Below are 21503 nucleotides of genomic sequence, written 5' to 3'. Positions count from 1 at the left end.
CACTTGCTGGCTGGCTGAAGACTGACGCTCCAGGCTAACGCGGGTGAGGGGCGCCGGCCCGCCCCTTCGGGGGCGCCCGGCGGGCGTGGCGGGGGTCTTCGTCAGGCCCGGACGGTGCGGCGCGGGTTGGCCGTGACGTCCGGCAGGGCGGCGGTCTTCGCCCGGGGGGTCGGCAGTTGAAGCGTCCGGGCGTCCTCCAGGTGCGTCAGCGTGATGCGCCGGGGGTTGGCCAGGTTGCGGAACGTCGTGGTCTTCATCTGCCGTGTGGACCCTTGTCGCTCGGGCCCCGCCCTGAGGGGGAGCCGGTTCGTCGGATGCGCTTATCCCTGCAAAGCGCCAGGCTAAACATGCGATTCCCCACGGAAGTCGCGGTGAGACGCCGATCATGATGTGAGTTTGCTCACGAAGTTGGCGACAAAGGGATCATTCCGGGCGCCCGACCGCGCCAGGGGAAACGGACAATGCATGACTGAATCCCGCATTCCGCTCCCGATCATGCCGTCTGGGACACCTCACCCCCTCCGGAAACCCGCCCCTTTTGACATGCTTTGACACCGAAAGCTCTGCACGGCTTGTTACCCGCTCATCACACGGTGTCATCCAGGTCACAGCCCGGTACACGGGCCTTGTTGGAGATCCGCCACTGTGCTGGAATTCCACGCACCGCCGCCGGGTTCAAGGGCCCAGCGCGCAGGGGCGCAACGCAGCGCCGAGTGGCGGCGGGAGGGGGAAGTACGCCGGTCACTCACGACCACCATGGGGCGCGTCCAGCGCCCCACGACGCCGACACCGTCCCGCCGTTCTACGCGGGGGGACGCCTGGTCCAGAGGTTGCGACGCTAGTGCAGGGACGTTTCAAGAGGGATGGCATGGGGTCTCCCCAGCCCCGCCAGGGCCGAGGGGACGCTCCGGCGGATCAGGAGCCGCGCGGCGACAGCGACCGCGGCGCCTCGGCCCAGCACGCCCAGAACCCCGGACCGGCCGGCGACGGCGGCGAGCGCGCGCAACGCCCGGGAACCACCACGGGCGAGAGCGCGGAGACCGCCCCGCCCCTCGATCCCACGGGTCCCTCCGCCGCCGGTTCACGCATCGCTCTGCGTAACTGGCGCATCAGCACCCGTCTGGTCTCCCTGCTCGCCCTGCCCGTGGTCGCGGCGACCACGCTCGGCGGCATGCGCATCAACGAATCCATGAACGACATGGAGCAGTTGGAGCACATGCAGCTGCTCACCGAGATGACCAAGCAGGCGACGCTGCTGGCCAACGCGCTCCAGAACGAGCGCGACCAGTCCGCCGGCCCGCTGGCCAACGGCGGCAAGGCGACCGACTACAAGGTCACCGAGCCCCGCAAGCGCACCGACCGGGCCAAGTCCACCTTCCTCGACGCCACCGACAAGATCGGCAACACCCCCGGCGACGAGGCGCTGGACAGCATCCACGCGAGCGTCAGCCAGATCAGCAACCAGCTCGGCGACCTGACCAGCATCCGCAAGGACGCCTACGCCAAGGACGCGCCCAGCCTCAACACGGTCGACCGGTACAGCCAGCTGATCTCCTCGCTGCTGAGCCTCTCGCAGGACATGGCGCAGGCCACCAGCAGCCCGGACATGATCAAGCGGACCCGTGCCCTGGCGGCGTTCTCCTCCGCCAAGGAGTACGCCTCCGTGCAGCGCGCCGTGATCGCGGCGGCCCTGCCCGCCAGCGACAACGCCAAGGGCCACCTGGACGACAACGACCAGGCGTTCGGCCGGAACGCGCTCGTCAAGGAAGCCCAGTCCAAGCAGACGTTCGAAACGACGTACGAGAGCACCGGCAACAGCTCCACCGAGCTGCTGGCCTCGCTGGAGAACGGCAACCCCGAGATCACCGCGGCCGACATGTACGCGAAGAAGGTGCTCGACAGCCCGCTGGGCATGGAGGGCTCCAAGACCTCGCGCACGTACATGGACTGGTACGACCAGAGCTCCAACAAGATCCAGGCCATGAAGACCATCGAGGAGACGCTCCTCAGCGAGATGGAGACCAAGGCCCGTGAGCTGAGGGAGAGTTCGCAGCGCGAGGCCATCCTCAACGGTGCGATGATCCTGGTCGTCCTCGGTGTGTCGCTGGTCGGCGCCTTCGTGGTGGCCCGGTCCATGATCCGCTCGCTGCGGCGTCTCCAGGACACCGCGACCCGGGTCGCCCAGGACCGGCTGCCCGAGCTGGTCAAGCAGCTGTCCGAGTCCGACCCGCAGGACGTGGACACCTCCGTCGAGTCCGTCGGTGTGCACTCCCGGGACGAGATCGGCCAGGTGGCCGCGGCCTTCGACGACGTGCACCGCGAGGCCGTCCGCCTCGCCGCCGAGCAGGCCCTCCTGCGAGGCAACGTCAACGCGATGTTCACCAACCTCTCGCGGCGTTCCCAGGGCCTCATCCAGCGTCAGCTCTCGCTGATCTCCGAACTGGAGTCGCGCGAGGCCGACCCGGACCAGCTCTCCTCGCTCTTCAAGCTCGACCACCTCGCGACCCGTATGCGCCGTAACGGCGAGAACCTCCTCGTCCTCGCGGGCGAGGAGCCGGGCCGCCGGTGGACGCGTCCCGTGCCGCTGGTCGACGTGCTCCGTGCCGCCGCGTCCGAGGTGGAGCAGTACGAGCGCATCGAACTGGCCGCGGTGCCCGCCACCGAGGTGGCCGGCCGCGTCGTCAACGACCTCGTGCACCTCCTCGCCGAGCTGCTGGAGAACGCCACGTCGTTCTCCTCGCCGCAGACGAAGGTCCGGGTCACCGGTCACGCGCTGCCCGACGGCCGGGTGCTCGTGGAGATCCACGACACCGGCATCGGCCTCTCCCCCGAGGACCTGGCGGCGATCAACGAGCGGCTGGCCGCGCCCCCGACGGTGGACGTCTCCGTCTCCCGCCGCATGGGCCTCTTCGTGGTCGGCCGGCTGTCCCTGCGCCACGGCATCCGGATCCAGCTGCGGCCCTCCGACTCCGGTGGTACGACCGCGCTGGTCATGCTGCCCATGGAGGTCGCGCACGGCGGCAAGCAGCCGCCGTCCAAGCAGGGTCCGGGCCAGCAGCCCGGTGCGCCCGGCGGACTGCTCGGCGGCGGCAACGGCGGAGCGAACGGCGGCGGCAACAACCAGCGCGCCGGTCTCGGCGGCCCCCCGGCCCCCGCCAAGGGGCTGGGCGCCGGTCCCCAGCGCGGCCAGGTCGGCGCGGGCGCGTCGCCCCGGGCGGCCCTGCCCTCGCGCGACGGCGGACCGCGTCAGCCGCAGCAGGGCCCCGGCACGCAGGGACCCGGTGTTCCGGGCCAGGGCCGGCACGACGCGCCGCGTCAGGGCGGCGGGCTCTCCGGCGCCTTCGGCGGCGGTGGCCGCGCCGGCGCACGCGGTCAGGACCCGTCCGCGGGCGCCGACTCGGGCCGCCCGAACCTCTTCGGACACTCGGGCTCCGGCCAGCAGGGCCGCAGTGGTCCGCCCGCCCGGCAGAACCCGCAGCCGCAGCAGGCCCAGCACCACCAGGACGGCATGTACGGCCAGGGCAACCAGTACGGCCAGGGCGGCGGCGACCCGTTCGGCCAGAGCGGCGACCCGTACGGCCAGGGCCAGCAGGGCAACCAGGGGCAGCAGGGCAACCAGGGCGGCTTCCAGCAGCCCGCCCCTCCGGCCCGGCGGCTTCCGCCCGCGGGCGGCCCGCGGGCGGAGCTGCCCGGCGGCAACCCGCAGCCGCAGCGCCCCCAGAGCACCAGCTGGGGCGTCGAGGAGCCGGGCGCCCCGCGCCACACCCCGCTGGACGCGCCGCGCGGTCACGAGGAGCCCGACTTCGGCCGGGTGAACCCGGCCGAGGGCCACGGCCCGAACCAGCCGTTCGGCGGGCCCGGTTCGCGGCAGCCCCTGGACGACCGTCAGAACCCGGCCGCCACGGCCGAGTTCGCCCGCCCGGACTTCTCGGCGCCGCAGGCACCGCAGATGCCCCAGATCCCGCAGGCGCCGCAGCAGGGCATGGACCCGGCGAGCACCGCCCAGTTCGCCCGCCCGGACTTCGGTGCCCCGCTGCCGCACGACCAGGGCTTCGGCGGCCAGGCTCCGCAGATGCCCGCACCGCAGCGGCACGACGGCCCGGACTTCGGCGGGCCGCGTCCGCCGGCGCCCGAGCAGCAGTACCGGTCCGAGCAGCAGCACCGGCCCGCGCTGCCGCAGCAGCCGGAGGCGCTGCCGCCGGCCGGTCCGGGTGACGGGCGTACGCCGCTGTACGACACGCTGGAGACCAACTGGTTCCACGGCCCGCCGCAGGGCGGCGGGCAGCCGCCCGCCGAGCCGCAGGCACCGGCCGCCCCGGAGCCCGTGGGCGACCCGGCTCCGCCCATGCCCCGGCGTGGTGCGGCGGACACCCCGGTCACCAGCTCCTGGCGTGCCTCGCCCAACGACGAGCTCGTCCGCCAGGCGGAGCGGGCCAAGAAGCCCGCGGCCGGCGGGATCACCACGTCCGGGCTGCCGCGACGGGTCCCACGTGCCAATTTGGTACCGGGCACCGCTCAGCAGCAGAATCATCAGTCCGGACCTCAGGTTTCGCGTGCGCCGGATGACGTACGCGGCCGTCTGACCAATCTCCGCCGGGGCATCCAGCAGGGACGGCAGGCCAACAACGGCCCGTCTACCGGCAGTTTCCAACTCGGCCCCACTCACCAGCAGGAGCGTTAGTTGAGCCCGATGAGTCAGGCCGCGCAGAATCTGAACTGGCTGATCACCAACTTCGTGGACAACACCCCAGGGGTGTCGCACACGGTGGTGGTCTCCGCGGATGGCCTGCTGCTGGCGATGTCCGAAGGTTTCCCGCGCGACCGCGCCGACCAGCTGGCGGCCGTGGCCTCCGGTCTGACGTCGCTGACGGCGGGTGCCTCCCGGATCTTCGAAGGCGGCGCCGTGAGCCAGACGGTTGTGGAGATGGAACGCGGGTTCCTCTTCCTCATGTCCATCTCGGACGGGTCGTCACTGGCCGTCCTCGCCCACCCGGAAGCGGACATCGGGCTGGTGGGGTACGAGATGGCCCTCCTCGTCGACCGGGCGGGGACCGTCCTCACCCCCGACCTCCGCGCCGAACTACAAGGCAGTCTGCTCCACTAGGCGGCCTCGCGGCAGAGACCTGACACGATCCACCCAGGTACTACCCGAAACCCTCACCCGTCCGGCCGCCCCAGTCCCCTCACCGGCCCTTCCCGACGGCAAGGCGACATCCTGCTGTCACGCCCGGAGGATTCATGACCCCGCCACCCGCCTCACCGGATCCGTACGGCGCGCTGCATCACGCGTCGTACGACGGTGAAGGCGACCAGCCGCTGGTCCGTCCCTATGCCATGACCGGCGGCCGGACCCGGCCGCGCTACCAGCTCGCGATAGAGGCACTGGTCAGCACCACGGCAGACCCGGCTCATCTCGGCACCCTGCTGCCCGAGCACCAGCGGATCTGCCACCTCTGCCGCGAGGTCAAGTCGGTGGCCGAGGTGTCGGCCCTGCTGTCCATGCCCCTGGGTGTGGCCAGGATCCTGGTGGCGGACCTGGCGGAAGCCGGCATGGTGGCCATCCACCAGCCGGGCAACGGAGAGGCCGGCGGCGCGCCGGATGTGACACTGCTCGAAAGGGTGCTCAGTGGACTTCGCAAGCTCTAGCGGCGGTACGGGCCGTGCCACCACCTCGGCGAAGATCGTGGTGGCGGGCGGCTTCGGCGTGGGTAAGACCACGTTTGTCGGTGCCGTTTCGGAGATCAACCCGCTGCGCACCGAAGCCGTGATGACGTCCGCGTCCGCGGGCATCGACGACCTCACCCACACCGGGGACAAGACCACCACCACGGTGGCCATGGACTTCGGACGCATCACCCTGGACCAGGACCTGATCCTCTACCTGTTCGGAACCCCCGGACAGGACCGCTTCTGGTTCATGTGGGACGACCTCGTCCGCGGCGCCATCGGCGCCGTCGTCCTCGTGGACACCCGCCGCCTCGCCGACTGCTTCCCCGCCGTCGACTACTTCGAGAACAGCGGACTCCCCTTCGTCATCGCCCTCAACGGCTTCGACGGACACCAGCCCTACACCCCCGACGAAGTCCGCGAAGCCCTCCAGATCGGACCGGACGCACCGATCATCACGACGGACGCCCGTCATCGCGCGGACGCCAAGAGCGGTCTGATCACGCTGGTCGAGCACGCCCTGATGGCCCGGCTCAAGTAGGGCCAAGTCAGCAGCGGTCCGCGGAAGTTGCGCCGGCCGGGTGGGGGCGGCCTGTGTCCTTTGACACGCCCGCCCCCACCTTCATAACGTTTCGAGAGAGAATTGGGCCCAGGTCGATACCCGACGCATCCGAGCGGTGCCACTGCGCTCACATGAGCCCCGCCTTTTGACGGGGCTCGCTCTTTATGCCCGTTTTATGTGCGGAGTGCGCCACACGGAATCGCGCATTCCGACTGTTTGGAACGGGGCCCGTCCACGTGCTGCAATGCCACGACCACCGTGTAGTACGACTCTGAACGAATAATCCGGCACAGCGTAGGTGCCGACGCCGAGAGGTTGTTGGTCGAGTGAGGCGAAGCAACGAGGGCTCCGCGGCGCCGGAGCGGGGAAACTTCACCCCTCCGCCCCGTGCGGCGGCGCCGCCTGCCGACACGCCGTCAACCGCGGGACCGGCGACGGGCAGCACCAGCCGGATGTCCCCGCGCAACTGGCGTGTACCCACCCGGCTGAACGCCATCCTCCTGATCCCGGCCCTGGTCGGCCTGGTCATGGGCGGATTCCAGGTGAAGGGTTCGATCGACACCTGGAGCGAGGCCCAGGAGGCCGAGAAGACGGCGCAGATCGTCCGCGCCGCCTCGGAGTACGGGCAGGCGCTGCTGAACGAGCGCGACCTCACCGCGCTGCCGCTGCTGTCCAACGACCGCACCGCCCAGGAGGTGGAGGACGCACGGGCCACGTCGGACGCCGCCGCCGCCAAGTTCGACGCCGCCGTCCAGGACATGCCGGCCAAGGAGGGCCTGGACCGCCGCCTCAAGCTGTTCAAGGCGGAGGAACCGCTCCTCCCCGCGCTGCGCAACTCCGCCTACACCGCGGCGATGGACCCGGTGAAGACGGAGGAGGGCTACACCCAGGTCCAGCACTCGCTGATGGAGTTCTCCAACGAGCTCGGCCTGGGCACCGGCAACATCACGAGCTACGGCCGTACCGTGTACGCCATCGAGCTGGCCAAGGCCGCGGAATCGCTTCAGCGCTCGATCGGCATGCACCTGCTGGTGCGCCCGAGCCGGGAGGAAGCCACCTTCAAGGACCAGGTCACGGCGTTCAGCTCGTACAACTACCTGGAGAAGATCGCGCTCGCCGAGTTCACCTCGGGCGGCACGGAGGCCGACGCGGCCCGGCTCAAGGAGGTCATGGCCGACAAGGCCGCCGAGGGCGCCAAGCGGCTCAAGGAGGCCCGTGCGGCCGCCGAGGCCGACGGTGAGCCCTTCGTGACGCCGCCGAGCATCGACGGCTCGGTCTTCGACGGCATGGCCCAGCAGATCGGTCTGGGCAAGTCGCCGGAGCAGCTCAAGGCGAAGGGCATCACCCCGGAGACCTGGACGGCCGCCGCCACCGCCAAGTTCGACGGATACACCACGGTCGAGAACGAGCTGGTCGACAAGGCGGTGACCGAGGCGGCCGAGATCTCCACCGGCGCCCGTAACGACGCGGTCATCGACGCCGCGATCGTGATCGTCGCCCTGCTGGCCGCGTTCGTGATCGCCGGGATGATGGCCCGTCAGATGAGCCGCTCGATGCGCCGGCTGCGTACCGCCGCGTTCGGTATCGCCGAGCAGCGCCTGCCGTCGCTGGTCGACCAGCTCTCGCGGGCCGAGCCCGGCCGGGTGGACACCCGGGTGCAGCCGATCCCGATCAACACCCAGGACGAGATCGGCGAGGTCGCCCGCGCCTTCGACCAGGTGCACCGCGAGGCCGTCCGGCTCGCCGCCGAGCAGGCCATGCTGCGGGGCAACGTCAACGCGATCTTCACCAACCTCTCGCGCCGCAACCAGTCGCTCATCGAGGGCCAGCTGACCCTGATCACCGACCTGGAGAACAACGAGGCCGACCCGGACCAGCTGGAGAGCCTCTTCAAGCTGGACCACCTGGCCACCCGTATGCGCCGCAACGGCGAGAACCTCCTCGTCCTGGCGGGCGAGGAGCCGGGCCGCCGCTGGAACCAGCCGGTGCCGCTGGTGGACGTGCTGCGGGCCGCCTCCTCGGAGGTGGAGTCCTACGAGCGCATCGAGCTGACCGGTGTTCCGGAGAGCGAGATCCACGGCCAGGCCGTGACCGACCTCGTGCACCTGCTCGCGGAGCTGCTGGAGAACGCGACCACGTTCTCCTCGCCGCAGACCAAGGTGCGCGTCACCGCGACCCGGCTGCCCGACGGCCGCGTCATGATCGAGATCCACGACAAGGGCATCGGCCTCACCGCCGAGGACTTCGCGGACATCAACCACAAGCTGGCCAACCCGCCCACCGTGGACGCCGCCGTCTCCCAGCGCATGGGGCTGTTCGTGGTCGGCCGGCTGGCCGACCGGCACGACATCCGGGTCCAGCTGCGCCCCTCGGGCGAACAGGCCGGGACCACCTCGCTGGTCATGCTGCCGGACGCGATCACCCACGGGGGCGGCGGCGAGCCGCTTCCGGAGGGCGACTTCACCGTCTCCTCGATCATCCCGGAGCAGCAGCGGGCGCAGGGCTTCGAGCCGGTGCCGCAGCAGCCCGCGATGCGTACGGCGGCCGAGCTGGGCTTCGACGACTCGCGGTACGAGACCCCGGAGACGGACTCCCCGCAGGTGCACCCGGTCAACCGCTCGCTGATGCGCGGGGAGCGGCGCGCCGCGCTGGAGGAGCGGTCCGGCGACGAGCAGCAGGCGTTCCAGGACGGCTCGGCGGCCCAGCAGGCCTACCCGCAGGACCAGTTCGCCCAGGAGCCGTACCAGGCCGGGCCGTACGCCCCGCAGGAGCAGGAGCAGCAGGGCTACGCCGGGACCGGCTACGAGGGCGGCTACGAGCCGTACGCCGACGGGGGCGCCTACCCGGGGCAGTCCCCGCACGCCGTGCCGGAGCGGCAGGACGCGCCGGACGGCTCCGCGGAAGGCGCCTACCCGGCCTCCGTTCCCGGGCCGGACGCGTACGCCGACCCGTTCGCGGCCCAGGACGCCCAGGCCCAGCGGCCCGAGTGGCCGGACCAGGACGCCCGGACCGAGTGGCCGGACCAGGGTGCCGGGGCCGAGTGGCCCGACCAGGGCGGCTACCAGGGCGGGTACGAGCCGCTCACGCGGCCGGAGGCGGAAGCCGCTCCGGGCGAGGCGCCCGAGCAGGCGGGCTTCGACCACCCCGAACCGGCCCCGGAGGCCGGTCACGAGCTGACGGAGGCGGGTCTCCCGCGCCGCGGCGCGGGCCAGCAGCACTGGCAGCCCACCGGCAGGGGAAACGATCAGCCCGCCGCGCCGGTCCAGCTGCCGCAGCCGGAGGGGGACGGCTCCGAGGACTGGCGTTCGGCCAACGACGAGCGCTGGGACCGGGCCGAGAGGCTCAAGGACCCGAAGGCGGGCGGAGTCACCCCGTCCGGCCTTCCGCTGCGTGTTCCCAAGGCCAATCTGGTCGAGGGGACCGCGGAGCAGACCCAGCAGGGCGGCCCACAGGTCTCCCGCGCCCCCGAGGACGTCCGGGGCAGGTTGAGCAACCTGCGCCGGGGCGTACAGCGGGGTCGTAGCGCGGGGTCGGACACAAGTACTACCTACAACCAGGAGCGTTAGTGTGAGCCCGATGAGCCAGGCGGCGCAGAATCTCAACTGGTTGATCACCAACTTCGTGGACAACACCCCCGGGGTGTCGCACACGGTGGTGGTCTCCGCCGACGGACTCCTGCTGGCGATGTCCGAAGGCTTCCCGCGCGACCGCGCCGACCAGCTGGCGGCCGTGGCCTCCGGTCTGACGTCGCTGACGGCGGGTGCCTCCCGGATCTTCGAGGGCGGCGCCGTCAACCAGACCGTGGTGGAGATGGAGCGGGGATTCCTCTTCATCATGTCCATCTCCGACGGTTCCTCGCTGGCCGTCCTCGCCCACCCGGACGCCGACATCGGCTTGGTCGGGTACGAGATGGCCCTGCTCGTGGACCGTGCGGGAAGTGTTCTGACCCCCGACCTCCGAGCGGAGTTGCAGGGCAGTCTTCTTAACTAACAAGACGGACAGTGCGTTTCTCGTCACCGCGCCATAAGGTGCGGTGACGCGGCACCACTGGGACGGTGACGGTCGGTCGGAGGAGGAAACGTGACAACACCCGCAGGAGGACACCCTTTCGAGGGTGGTCGGCACGTTCCGGGTCACCAGGGCGAGAGCCGTTTCGACACCCCCTCCGTACCCGGCGGACAGGGTCCCGGTGACCCGTACCAGCCGTACGGCGGGCCGCACCGGCAGGGCGTCGGGCCCCGGCAGGCCCGGCGCGCGCAGGACGACGACTGGCCGCAGCAGCAGCCCGATTCCGGGTGGCAGCAGCACCGGCCGTACCGGCAGGAGCCACCGCGGCGGTACGACGCGCCGCCGGCGCGCGTCGAGCCGGTGGGGCGGCAGGCACCGGAGCCCGCCTCGCACAACCCGCTGGTCCGTCCGTACGCCATGACCGGCGGCCGGACGCGGCCGCGTTACCAGCTCGCCATCGAGGCGCTGGTCAGTACCACGGCCGATCCCGCCCGGCTGCAAGGGCAGTTGCCCGAGCACCAGCGGATCTGCCGGCTCTGCATCGAGATCAAGTCGGTGGCCGAGATCTCGGCCCTGCTCTCGATCCCCCTCGGCGTTGCCCGGATCCTCGTCGCCGACCTGGCCGAGGCCGGACTCGTCGCTATCCATCAGCCCGGCGGCGACGAAGCCGTCGGCGGCCAACCAGATGTGACACTGCTCGAAAGGGTGCTCAGTGGACTTCGCAAGCTCTAGCGGCGGAGCGGCCCGCTCCACTACCTCGGCGAAGATCGTGGTGGCAGGGGGCTTCGGCGTGGGTAAGACCACGTTTGTCGGTGCCGTTTCGGAGATCAACCCGCTGCGCACCGAAGCCGTGATGACGTCCGCGTCCGCGGGCATCGACGACCTCACCCACACCGGGGACAAGACCACCACCACGGTGGCCATGGACTTCGGACGCATCACCCTGGACCAGGACCTGATCCTCTACCTGTTCGGAACCCCCGGACAGGACCGCTTCTGGTTCATGTGGGACGACCTCGTCCGCGGCGCCATCGGCGCCGTCGTCCTCGTCGACACCCGCCGCCTCGCCGACTGCTTCCCCGCCGTCGACTACTTCGAGAACAGCGGCCTCCCCTTCGTCATCGCCCTCAACGGCTTCGACGGACACCAGCCCTACACCCCCGACGAAGTCCGCGAAGCCCTCCAGATCGGACCGGACACCCCCATCCTGACGACGGACGCCCGCCACCGCGCCGACGCCAAGAGCGCGCTGATCACCCTGGTCGAGCACGCCCTGATGGCCCGGCTGCGCTGAGGGACCGCCGCGCACGGCGAAGGCCCCCGTACTTCCGAGTACGGGGGCCTTCGCCGTGCGGTGTGCCGGGCCCCTGAGGGGCCCTGGGGCCGTTCTCAGCCCTGCCAGCTGTGCGGGGCGCGGAAGCCGGGGGTGCGCTCCAGACGGCGCCATCCGGCGGTGCTGCGGCCGCGGCGGGCGGGTGCCTCGGGCGTCGCGGCGGCGCGGGCGAGCAGGACGGCGGTGATGGCGGCGAGTTCCTCGGGGCCGGCCTGGCCCTTCTCGACGCGCAGCACGGACTCGGCGGGGGTGACGCTCATGGGTGTCTCCGTCTTCTGGGCAGGAGGTGCGGACGCGGGCGGGGTCGTCGCGGGCGGCCGGGCCTACTGCGGGGGGTTGCCGTGCTTGCGGGACGGCAGGTCGGCGTGCTTGGTGCGGAGCATCGCGAGCGAGGCGATCAGGACCTCGCGGGTCTCGGCCGGGTCGATGACGTCGTCGACCAGTCCGCGCTCGGCGGCGTAGTAGGGGTGCATCAGCTCGGCCTTGTACTCCTTGACCATGCGGGCCCGCATGGCGTCCGGGTCCTCGGCGTCGGCGATCTGGCGGCGGAAGATGACGTTGGCGGCGCCTTCGGCGCCCATGACGGCGATCTCGTTGGTCGGCCAGGCGTAGGTGAGGTCGGCGCCGATGGACTGGCTGTCCATGACGATGTAAGCGCCCCCGTACGCCTTGCGCAGGATGAGCGAGATCCTCGGCACGGTGGCGTTGCAGTAGGCGTACAGGAGTTTGGCGCCGTGCCGGATGATTCCACCGTGCTCCTGGTCGACGCCGGGCAGGAAGCCGGGTACGTCCAGGAGAGTGATGATCGGGATGTTGAAGGCGTCACACATCTGGACGAATCGCGCGGCCTTCTCGGACGCCTCGATGTCCAGGACACCGGCCAGGGACTGGGGCTGGTTGGCCACGATGCCGACGACCTGGCCGTCGAGCCGGGCCAGGGCGCACACGATGTTGCGGGCCCAGCGCTCGTGGACCTCCAGGAAGTCGCCGTCGTCGACGAGCTCCTCGATGACCTTGTGCATGTCGTACGGCCGGTTGCCGTCGGCCGGGACCAGGTCCAGCAGGACGTCGCCGCGCCGGTCGGCCGGGTCGTCGCTGGGGACGACGGGCGGGTTCTCGCGGTTGTTGGAGGGCAGCATCCCGATGAGGTAGCGGACCTCGGCGATGCAGGTCTCCTCGTCGTCGTACGCGAAGTGCGCCACGCCCGAGGTCTCGGCGTGCACGTCGGCGCCGCCGAGGCCGTTCTGGGTGATCTCCTCGCCGGTGACCGCCTTGACGACGTCCGGGCCGGTGATGAACATCTGCGAGGTCTCGCGGACCATGAACACGAAGTCCGTGAGCGCCGGGCTGTAGGCCGCCCCGCCCGCGCACGGGCCGAGCATCACGCTGATCTGCGGGATGACCCCGGAGGCGCGGGTGTTGCGCTGGAAGATGCCGCCGTATCCGGCGAGCGCGCTCACGCCCTCCTGGATGCGGGCGCCGGCGCCGTCGTTGAGCGAGACCAGCGGGGCACCGGCCGAGATGGCCATGTCCATGATCTTGTGGATCTTGGTGGCGTGGGCCTCGCCCAGCGCTCCCCCGAAGATCCGGAAGTCGTGCGCGTAGACGAAGACGGTACGGCCGTCGACCGTGCCCCAGCCGGTGATGACACCGTCGGTGTACGGCTTCTTGGCCTCCAGGCCGAAGCCGGTCGCCCGGTGCCGGCGCAGCTGCTCGACCTCCTTGAACGAACCCGCGTCCAGCAGCAGCTCGATGCGCTCCCGGGCCGTCAGCTTGCCTTTGGCGTGCTGTGCCTCGGTCGCCCGGTCACTCGGTCCGCGCCGCGCCTGCTCGCGCAGCGCCAGCAGCTCGGCCACCCGGCCACGGGTGTCGCTCGGCTCGCCCGGGATTTCGTCCACAACGGTCATGCACCGACCCTACGAACCTGACCATGGAATCCGCGCCGTCCACTCCGAACAGTCTCCTGCCCCGTTTCCTGGTGGCACCTGACAGAAGGCGGGTGCCGTGCAGCCCATCCGCCAGCTCACGCCGTTCTTTCGTTGTGGGGCTCCGACAAAGCCGCCGATGTGGTGTGCGGCACATCGGGCCCCGCGCGCCACGCCGTGGATCCACCGGGCGGGGTATCGCCCCGCCCCGCGACGGCGGAGGGGCGGCGCCGCGAACGGCACCGCCCCGTGCGTCTGTGGACCCTCGGACGGTCACGCTCCGCAGTGGAAGCGCGCGTCACCCCAGTCCGCGTGGTCGTTGCCGTTGCCGTCCCCGCCGTCGCCGACGACCAGGTCGACGTACGTCGCGCCGGTGACGTCGGCCCGGAGCGCGTACGCCGGGTCGGACCCGGTCAGCACCGGTGACTGCGCCTTCTCCGTCCCGTCGGCCTCGACGGAGAACCGCACCGTACCGCGTGCGGCCTGGATGTCGTCCACCCCGACCTCGGCGGTGAAGGAGGCGCAGTGCCCGCCCAGGTAGTAGCGGATCCTCGCCGGGGCGTGGGTGCCGAGCCCCTTCTCGTAGGTCACCCCGCCGATCGTCAGCGCGGTGCCGTCGCCGCTGCCGGCCTCGCCGTTGGACCGGTTCCGCTCGACGGGCCCCCAGCCGTTCTCGGCCGACGTCCAGTCCAGGTCTCCGGCCCAGCTGTCGGTGGTGGGCGGCGGGGGCAGGGTGCGTACGGTGCTCCGCGCCTCCAGGCCGCGCGCGGTGCCGTCCACCGTGTACGAGGCGGTGGCCGCGAGGTCGTACGAGCGGTACTCCGCGTCGGCGGGGGGTGTGACCCGCCAGGTGCCGGTGACCCCGGCGCCCGGGGCGACCGTGTCGAAGGCGAGGGCGCCCGAGGGCTCGGCGGTCCAGCCCTCGGGGACGTCGAGGTCCAGTCCGACGCCCTTGACCGCGACCGGCTCGTGGTTGGTGAAGGCGGCCTTCACCTCGTGGGCGGTGCCGGGCTCCAGGGCCTGGGACCCGGCTTCCAGGGAGAGCGTGGCGCAGGCCGCCCGGTCGGCTGCCGGGACCGGGCCGAGATCGGTCACGGTGAACGCGTCGAGGACGAAGTCGGCGCCCTCGGGCGCGCCCGCGAGCTTGCGCAGTCCGGTCCAGGTGTCACCGCATCCGGCGGTGACGGTCTCGGAGAAGTGCCCGGTGACGCGCTGCTGCCCGACGGGGGTGGCCCGGGTCTGCGTGGTGCTCGGGGTGGAGCCTGTCCCGGCCCGGTCGTAGCCGTCGACCCAGGCGTAGGCCCCGGCGTGGCTGGACTGGTAGTCGAACTCGACCCGGTAGCGGCGGCCTTCGCTCATCGGCACGGTCCAGGGGGCGGTCCGGTAGACCAGGCCCTGGTTCTCCTCGTGGGACTTGAGGGACTCCTTGCCGCCGAGGACGTCGTCCACGAGCTTCCCGTTCCAGCCGGCCTGGGTGTAGGGGGCGTGCGACTGCGAGATGCTGGTACGGGGGTCGGTGGAGCCGCCCGCGTCGCCCTTGAGGAAGGGGCCCCAGCCCTGGTCGACGTCCTCGAAGTCCTCATGGACGACGGTGTTCCGCTTGGTCGTGGGGGCGTTGGCGACGATCCGTACGTCATCGGCCCGCACGGTCGCGCCGCTGCCCTTCGCCGCCTCGACGCGCAGGGTGGTGCGGCCGTTCGCGGGAGTGGTGAAGTTGACCTTGGCCCGCTGGAAGTACGTGCCGTGCCAGTCGGAGGCGGCGACCTGGTCCTTGACCGTGGAGCGGTCCACCGAGACGGATGCGCCCCCGGCCGAGAGTGTGGTGTGCCGGGTCTCGCCCGGCTGGACCTCGATGAGCGCGGAGGCGGTGTAGCGGGCGCCGGGCTCCAGTCCGGTGATCTTCTGCGAGAGCGCCGCCTTCTTGGTGCCGGAGAGCTTGGCGCTGTTGCGTCCCTGGGCGTCGGTGTCCCGGGTGACGGTGCCGGTCTTCGACCAGCCGCCGAGCTTCCGGCTGTTGAAGCCGGGGTCGTCGACGGGGGTCGCCTCGCCCCACTTCGGGTCGGCGGCCTTCGGGGCCGCGCCCGGGTACAGGACGTACGGCTGCCCGGCGGCCGCCTTGAGGGTGATCTTCCCCCGTACGGGCCGGACCGTGCCGGTCTTCTCCCGGCCGTTGTCGGTCAGCTCGTACACGGTGTAGGCGCCCGTTCCGGGGACCTCCCAGGTGCTGGTGCCGCCGTCCTCGCTGTAGTGGTAGAGCTTCTTGCCGCCGTCCCAGGGCAGCAGGTAGTCGCCGCCCCTGAGGACCGTGCGGCCGTGGTCGTAGAACGTCCGTACGCCGTCCTCGACCGTGCCGCGCAGTCCTCCGGTGAAGGTGATGTCGTCACCGTCCCAGCGGGTGATCTGCTGCTGCTGGAGGTACTTGGCGGGGAGGTCGCGCTCCCAGATGTTGGCGGAGAAGGCGTTCCAGTCGGTCTCGCCGGTCCAGCCCTCGAAGTCCACGAGCGCGCTCTGGCCGAGGACCGGGTCGTTGTTCCAGACGTCCTTCTCACTGTTGCGGATGAAGCGGATGATCCTGGAGTTCAGGCCCTTGTTGGTGGCCCCGCCGTAGTCGAGGTCGTTGGCCCAGTGCGACCAGAGCGAGCCGCGTTCGAACTTGTCGGCCCACTCGGTGCCGACGTTCCAGCCCTGTTCCTGGACGGTGCGCAGGGTCGTGTCGGCGATCCAGCCGTGCGTGTAGTAGACGTCGATGTAGAGGAAGGAGAGGTTGTCGTCCGTCTCGTCGCGCAGTTGCCGGAAGCGCTTGGCGAGGTCCCCGCTGTTGATGTCGCGGCGCTGGTCGATGTAGTAGCTCTGGTTCAGCCAGTTCCAGCCCGGGGAGTTCTTGTCGACGAGCTTCTCGTCGAAGGCCCTGGCCTCGGGGTAGGCCTCGGTGGCGTTGACGTGGACGCCGAAGGTGGCGCCCCACTTCTCGCCCTTCTTCAGCAGGGTGTTGAGGTCCTTCAGCCCGCCGGCCCGCTTGTTGTAGTTGCCGCCGTAGTCGGGGTGGGCGGAGTCGTGGCCCTCGGAGCCGTAGCCCTTGAGCAGCGCCAGCTGGCCCAGGCCGTCCGTCGCGAGGGAGATCCGCTTGACGTCGTCGAGGGTGCGCAGGAAGGGGTGGGTGGCCTGGCTGGCGAAGTTGAACGGGATGTGGGTGACGACCCGGTTCGCGGTGTCCTCGGAGCCCGGCGCGGTGACGCCGATGGACCGGAAGGCGACCGCGCCGTCCTGCCAGTCGACGGTCCTGTCGCCGTTGGCGTCGGGGGTGACGACGACCTTCGCCCAGGGCAGGTTCTCCCCGCTCTCCGGCTTCGGGGCGCCCTCGCCGCGGTAGGTCCACCGGCCGGACCACACCCCGACCCGGACGCCGCCGTCGTCGGTCCCGCGGGCCTGGTGCCAGAAGCGGGCGCCGTCGCCCGCGGTGGCGCCCGAGGGCTTGTCCTCGGTGGCGTTGGACTCGACGGCCGCCGCGAGGGAGCCGGTGTTGACCAGTGCGTACGAGGCGCCGACGGGCGCGCTGTCGGCGGGCGTCGAGCCCGTGACCTTCGCGAAGACGTCGGCGGTCCGCGTGGAGTCCGGATCGAGCCGGGTGAAGGCGGTGGCGGCGCCGGTGTCGGTGGACGCCACGGAGATCAGGTCGTGCCCGGGGATGTCGAGGGTGCCGACCCGGAAGGCCCCGGTGTCCCGGACCGCCGTCACCCGGAAGGTGGTGACGCGTCCGGAGACCGAGAGGGAGGCGTCGATCTCCACGCCCGGCAGGTCGCGGAAGACGAGGGTGTAGCGGGCGGCGGAGGCGGTGAAGGAGGGCGCGCCCTTGAGTTCCACGGGGTGCGCGGTGCCGTTGAGGGTGACGGAGGTGACCGGCCGGGTGGAGCCGGACAGCTGGGCGCCGCCTGCCCGGTCGGTGTAGGTGAGCACCCGCGGGAAGTCCCGGGCGACGGTGACCGAGAGCTGGGCGGAGGTGAGGACGGCTCCGGCCGCCGGGTCGGACGCGGTCGGCGCGGCGGCGGGCGGTGGTCCGGCGGCCGTGGCGGGGAGGGCGGTCCCCACGAGGGCCAGGACCGCGGTGGAGGCGGCGGCCAGGGCCGCCGAACGAAGTCTGAGGGACATGGGGAACGAGTAGTCCCGCTTCCGGACCGCAGGTCAACGGTTCCTGGCCGCACGAGCTCCTACCAGTCCAACAACCGGTTCCCGTTAGTCCAAGTCGCTCCGGGGCCGCTCCCGGACCCACCGGGTTCGTTTCCTGTTCACCCGGAGCGCGCGGCGGCGGACCGGGGGCCGCCATGTACCGGGTGGCGGCGTCGAGTTGTGAAGAAACCCTGCTCTTGAGAGCGCTCTCAGTCATAACTCTTGACGCTTGAGGCGCACATGGCGAGAGTGGTGCGCACCGCAGACGGCCCCCACCGTGTGACCTCCCCTCCGACCCCGTCTGCCGCCCCCACACCCCGGGAGTACCTCCGTGATTTCGCGCAGAATGTTCCTGACCGGCGCCGCCGCCTCCGCGACCGCGCTCACCTATCCCCTCTGGGGCAGCGCCCTGAGCCCCCGCGCCTCGGCCGCGGCCACCACCTGCGAACTGGCCCTGGAGAACCGTTCGTTGCCCGGGACGGTGCACGCGTACGTCACCGGCCACGAGCAGGGCACCGACCGCTGGGTGCTGCTGCGGGCCGACGGCAGCGTGTACCACCCGGAGTCGCCGGGCGCCCCGCAGACCCCGCTGCCGGTGGACTGCGCCATCCCGCTGAACGGCGCGGGCGCCGGTCCCGTCGTACTGACGCTGCCTCAGATGTACGGGGCGCGGGTCTACTTCGTACGCGACGACAAGCTGGACTTCTATCTGAACCCGGGTCCGTCGCTGGTCGAGCCGGCCTTCGCCACGCCCACCGACCCGAACTACGGGCGCACCTGGTCGTTCGCCGAATTCACCTTCAACCCGCAGCAGTTGTACGCGAACATCAGCTATGTCGACCTGGTGACCGCCCTGCCGATCGGCCTCACCCTGGAGGGCGACTCCACCCACACCGTGGCACCGCTCCCGGACGGTGCCGTGCAGCGCATCGCCGACGACCTCACGGCGCAGGCCGCGGCCGACGGGCAGCCCTGGGACAAGCTGGTCAGCCGGGGAGCGGACGGCCAGGTGCTCCGGGTCGTCTCCCCGCAGAACCTGATGGCGCCGTACTTCGACCGGCCCGACGAGATGCCGTTCCGGGACCTGTTCACCGCACAGATCGACGAGGTCTGGGAGAAGTACCGCTCCACCGACCTGCGGATCGACCTCCAGGGCGGCCGGGGCACGCTGGCGGGCCGGGTCAGCGGCGACACGCTGACCTTCGAGGGCGGGCACACCTTCTCCAAGCCCACCTCGAAGGACATCTTCACCTGCAACCACGGCCCCTTCACCAACAACCCGAACGACTCGGACGACAAGAAGGCCCTGCTGGCCAGGATCGCGGCGGGCTTCAACCGCTCGATCATGCTCAGCCACCCGCAGCAGCCGAACGGCACCTCGGTGTCGGACTACTACCAGGGCGCGGTGACCAACCACTGGTCGCGGGTCGTCCACGCCAACTCCCCCATCGGGTACGCGTTCCCGTACGACGACGTGCGGCCCGACGGCGAGCCGGACGTGTCGGGCGCGGCGAACGACGGCAACCCCCGGCGCTTCACGGTGAGCGTCGGCTCCTGATCCTGCGCTCCACGGTGAGCGTCGGATCCTGACCCGGCGCTCCACGGTGAGCGTCGGCCTCTGACCCGGCGCCCGGACCGTCCGCCACGCGCGGTGGGCGGTCCGGGCGCCGGCCGGTGCCCGTCCGGCCCACTCAGGCCTGCGGGCACCGGGGGCGTGGCGGATCGTTGGTGGATGCCCCCTCTCGACGAGACGCCCGCCCCGACATCCGGCGCACGGACCCTCCTCCACCGCCTGCGGCTGATCGACGGCAGCGGGCGGCCCCCGGTGCCGGACGCCGCCCTCCTGATCGAGGACGCGGTGATCCGCTGGGCCGGTCCCGCGAGCGCCCTCCCCTCGGACCTCGCGCCGACGGCCCGGGTGGACCTCGGCGGCCGGACCGTGTGCCCCGGCTTCATCGACGCCCATGTGCACTTCGCCCTGCCGGGCCCCGCCGGCAACCCGCTCCAGGGCCTCTACGAACTGCCCAGCTACCGCACCCTGAAGGTCCTGGACCGGCTGCGCGTCACCCTGGAGAACGGGGTGACCACCGCCCGGGACCTGATGGGCCTGGACGCGGGGTTCCGGCAGGCGGTGGCGGAGCGCAGGATCCCCGGGCCCCGGCTGCTGGTGTCGGTCACCATGCTCAGCCAGCGGGCCGGTCACGCGGACTTCACCCTCGCCGGGGGCATCGACGGGCTGGCGGTCGCCGTCACCTTCCCGGAGAGCCCGCGCAGCCTGGTCGGCTCCGTGGACGACATGCGTTCCCGGGTACGCGACCTGGTCGCGGCGGGCGCCGACTGCGTCAAGCTCGCCACCAGCGGGGGTGTCACCTCCCCGCACGACCGGCCCGAGTGGCTGGGGCTGCGGCCGGAGATGATCCGGGCGGCCGTGGAGGAGGCGGAGGCGTACGGCGGGCTGCCGGTCGCCGCGCACGCCATCGGTCGGCCCGGTATCGAGGCCGCCGTCCGCTCGGGTGTCACCAGCATCGAGCACGGCTACGCCCTGGACGAGGAGCTGCGGGCGGAGATGGTGGACCGGGGCCAGTACCTCGTGCCGACGCTGCTGGAGACGACCCAGGACCTCGACCCGGCGCGCACCTCTCCCTCGGCGTACGAGAAGGGCGTGCGCTGGCACCGGATCGCCCAGGAGTCGGTGGCCCGGTCGGCCGCCGCCGGGGTCCCGATCGCGATGGGCACCGACAGCGGGCTGGCCGTCGGTCACGGCCGGAACCTGGAGGAGCTGGGCCTGCTGGTGCGGATCGCCGGGCTGACGCCCATGGACGCGATCGTGGCCGGGACCAGCGGTGCCGCCCGGCTGTGCGGGGTCGCGGACGTCACCGGCACGCTGGAGGCGGGCAAGGCCGCCGACCTGGTGGTCACGGACGTCGATCCGCTCGCCGCCATCGCCTCGCTGGGCGAGCCCGGCCACATCCTGGCCGTGGTGAAGGAGGGCCGGATCGCCGTCGACCGTGCGGGCCTCTTCGGCGGCGGTTCCCTGCCGGCCCTCTGCCCCTGAGCCCCGGGACCGGATACCCGGCCGGCGTGCAAGCCGCCGGGCGGTGTCCCTCCCCCCGTGCGCGGGCCCACGGTGACATGAGCGTGCCCCCCGTCCCGCCGGACGGGGGGCACGCGTACGTACGGGGTCAGCAGCCGCCGCAGTTGTAGTACGTCACGTCCCAGTGGTTGCCCTCGTCGGCGTAGACGTTGCCGGAGGCGGACTTGTACTGGGCCGCGCCGTCGCCGCGCAGGCCGATGTAGGTGAAGGCGCTCTTGATGTAGTTGGTCAGGCAGGTGCTCTTGCCGAAGTCGAGCTTGTAGCCGTTCCAGTGCGAGTACGTGCCGCTGGCGTGGCCGGTCTCGGTGCCGCCGGTGATGTTGAGCGCGCAGCCCGTGGCGCTCTTGAGCGTCTGGGCGCCCTGGGCGGTCGGCAGGTTGAGCTGGTCGAAGGAGGTGCAGGTCGAGACGTTGCGGTTGGAGCAGCCGCCGGACGAGGACCAGGTGACCCCGGAGGAGCTGAAGCGGGAGGTGGCCTGGGCGTGGGTCAGCTTGGTGACGGCGTGGGCCTCGGTCGTACCGCCGATACCGAGGACGCCGACGCCGGGTGCGAACAGGACGCCGAGGACGAGGGCGAGGGCGGTCAGGGCCGAGCGGAGTCTGGGACGGGCCGGTGTGAGGGGATTCGGCGCGGGGGGATGCGACATGGGGGGTTCCTCCTGCTCATGACAATTCGGAACGTGCACTGCCGTGCCGTACGGGCCGGGCAGGGAGATCCTGCCCGGTTCTACGCGCGTCCGCCAGAGGGCGG

At 71.5% G+C, this 21503-nt stretch carries 15 protein-coding genes; 10 read left to right on the top strand and 5 right to left on the bottom strand.

The window, feature by feature from the left end; translation table 11 throughout:
- Positions 1 to 101: 101 nt before the first annotated feature.
- The gene (locus B9S64_RS34595; RefSeq protein ID WP_181012439.1) at positions 102 to 257 is read right to left on the bottom strand and encodes a hypothetical protein; all 156 of its coding nucleotides are present in this window, start codon (positions 255 to 257) and stop codon (positions 102 to 104) included.
- A gap of 611 nt (positions 258 to 868) precedes the next feature.
- Between B9S64_RS34595 and B9S64_RS23865 the strand changes: the two genes are divergently transcribed.
- The 8 genes from B9S64_RS23865 (at position 869) to B9S64_RS23830 (ending at position 11531) form a co-directional block, all read left to right on the top strand.
- Entirely contained in the window at positions 869 to 4681 is a 3813-nt protein-coding gene (locus B9S64_RS23865; RefSeq protein ID WP_109492106.1) for a nitrate- and nitrite sensing domain-containing protein, read from the top strand.
- Positions 4682 to 4690: 9 nt separating this feature from the next.
- The gene (locus B9S64_RS23860; protein ID WP_019992295.1) at positions 4691 to 5104 is read left to right on the top strand and encodes a roadblock/LC7 domain-containing protein; all 414 of its coding nucleotides are present in this window, start codon (positions 4691 to 4693) and stop codon (positions 5102 to 5104) included.
- Positions 5105 to 5238: 134 nt separating this feature from the next.
- Positions 5239 to 5646: a DUF742 domain-containing protein gene (locus B9S64_RS23855; RefSeq protein WP_003966010.1), complete on the top strand. Its 408-nt coding sequence runs from the start codon at positions 5239 to 5241 to the stop codon at positions 5644 to 5646.
- Positions 5627 to 6208: an ATP/GTP-binding protein gene (locus B9S64_RS23850; protein ID WP_003966011.1), complete on the top strand. Its 582-nt coding sequence runs from the start codon at positions 5627 to 5629 to the stop codon at positions 6206 to 6208. Before B9S64_RS23855 ends, B9S64_RS23850 begins: the two co-directional genes overlap by 20 nt.
- Before the next feature lie 347 nt (positions 6209 to 6555).
- Positions 6556 to 9795, top strand: a complete 3240-nt coding sequence (locus B9S64_RS23845) for a nitrate- and nitrite sensing domain-containing protein (RefSeq protein ID WP_103492053.1) — start codon at positions 6556 to 6558, stop codon at positions 9793 to 9795.
- Between the two features lie 10 nt (positions 9796 to 9805).
- Positions 9806 to 10219: a roadblock/LC7 domain-containing protein gene (locus B9S64_RS23840; protein ID WP_006127847.1), complete on the top strand. Its 414-nt coding sequence runs from the start codon at positions 9806 to 9808 to the stop codon at positions 10217 to 10219.
- Positions 10220 to 10309: 90 nt separating this feature from the next.
- Positions 10310 to 10969, top strand: a complete 660-nt coding sequence (locus B9S64_RS23835; protein WP_103492052.1) for a DUF742 domain-containing protein — start codon at positions 10310 to 10312, stop codon at positions 10967 to 10969.
- Entirely contained in the window at positions 10950 to 11531 is a 582-nt protein-coding gene (locus tag B9S64_RS23830) for an ATP/GTP-binding protein (RefSeq protein WP_014048542.1), read from the top strand. Before B9S64_RS23835 ends, B9S64_RS23830 begins: the two co-directional genes overlap by 20 nt.
- Positions 11532 to 11626: 95 nt before the next feature.
- Here B9S64_RS23830 and B9S64_RS23825 read toward each other — a convergent pair whose 3' ends face one another.
- The 3 genes from B9S64_RS23825 to B9S64_RS23815 form a co-directional block, all read right to left on the bottom strand.
- The gene (locus B9S64_RS23825; protein ID WP_103490473.1) at positions 11627 to 11830 is read right to left on the bottom strand and encodes an acyl-CoA carboxylase subunit epsilon; all 204 of its coding nucleotides are present in this window, start codon (positions 11828 to 11830) and stop codon (positions 11627 to 11629) included.
- A gap of 63 nt (positions 11831 to 11893) precedes the next feature.
- Positions 11894 to 13477 (bottom strand): acyl-CoA carboxylase subunit beta, encoded by a 1584-nt coding sequence (locus tag B9S64_RS23820; protein ID WP_103490472.1) that lies wholly within the window; start codon positions 13475 to 13477, stop codon positions 11894 to 11896.
- Between the two features lie 291 nt (positions 13478 to 13768).
- A complete protein-coding gene (locus B9S64_RS23815; protein ID WP_103490471.1) occupies positions 13769 to 17641 on the bottom strand; it encodes an endo-alpha-N-acetylgalactosaminidase family protein in 3873 nt (1290 codons plus the stop codon).
- A 364-nt stretch (positions 17642 to 18005) separates the two neighbouring features.
- On the opposite strand from B9S64_RS23815, the gene B9S64_RS23810 reads away from it, so the two are divergent.
- Entirely contained in the window at positions 18006 to 19217 is a 1212-nt protein-coding gene (locus B9S64_RS23810; protein ID WP_181012228.1) for a glycoside hydrolase family 64 protein, read from the top strand.
- A 174-nt stretch (positions 19218 to 19391) separates the two neighbouring features.
- Positions 19392 to 20714, top strand: a complete 1323-nt coding sequence (locus tag B9S64_RS23805; RefSeq protein ID WP_103490469.1) for an amidohydrolase family protein — start codon at positions 19392 to 19394, stop codon at positions 20712 to 20714.
- 127 nt (positions 20715 to 20841) lie between these two features.
- On the opposite strand, the gene B9S64_RS23800 is transcribed toward B9S64_RS23805, so the two are convergent.
- Positions 20842 to 21399, bottom strand: a complete 558-nt coding sequence (locus B9S64_RS23800) for a hypothetical protein (RefSeq protein WP_103490468.1) — start codon at positions 21397 to 21399, stop codon at positions 20842 to 20844.
- Positions 21400 to 21503: the final 104 nt, after the last annotated feature.

Source organism: Streptomyces sp. SM18 (assembly GCF_002910775.2).
GTDB lineage: Bacteria > Actinomycetota > Actinomycetes > Streptomycetales > Streptomycetaceae > Streptomyces > Streptomyces halstedii.
Note: the sequence above shows the minus strand (reverse complement) of the source record. Positions and strands in the feature narration are given on the sequence as shown.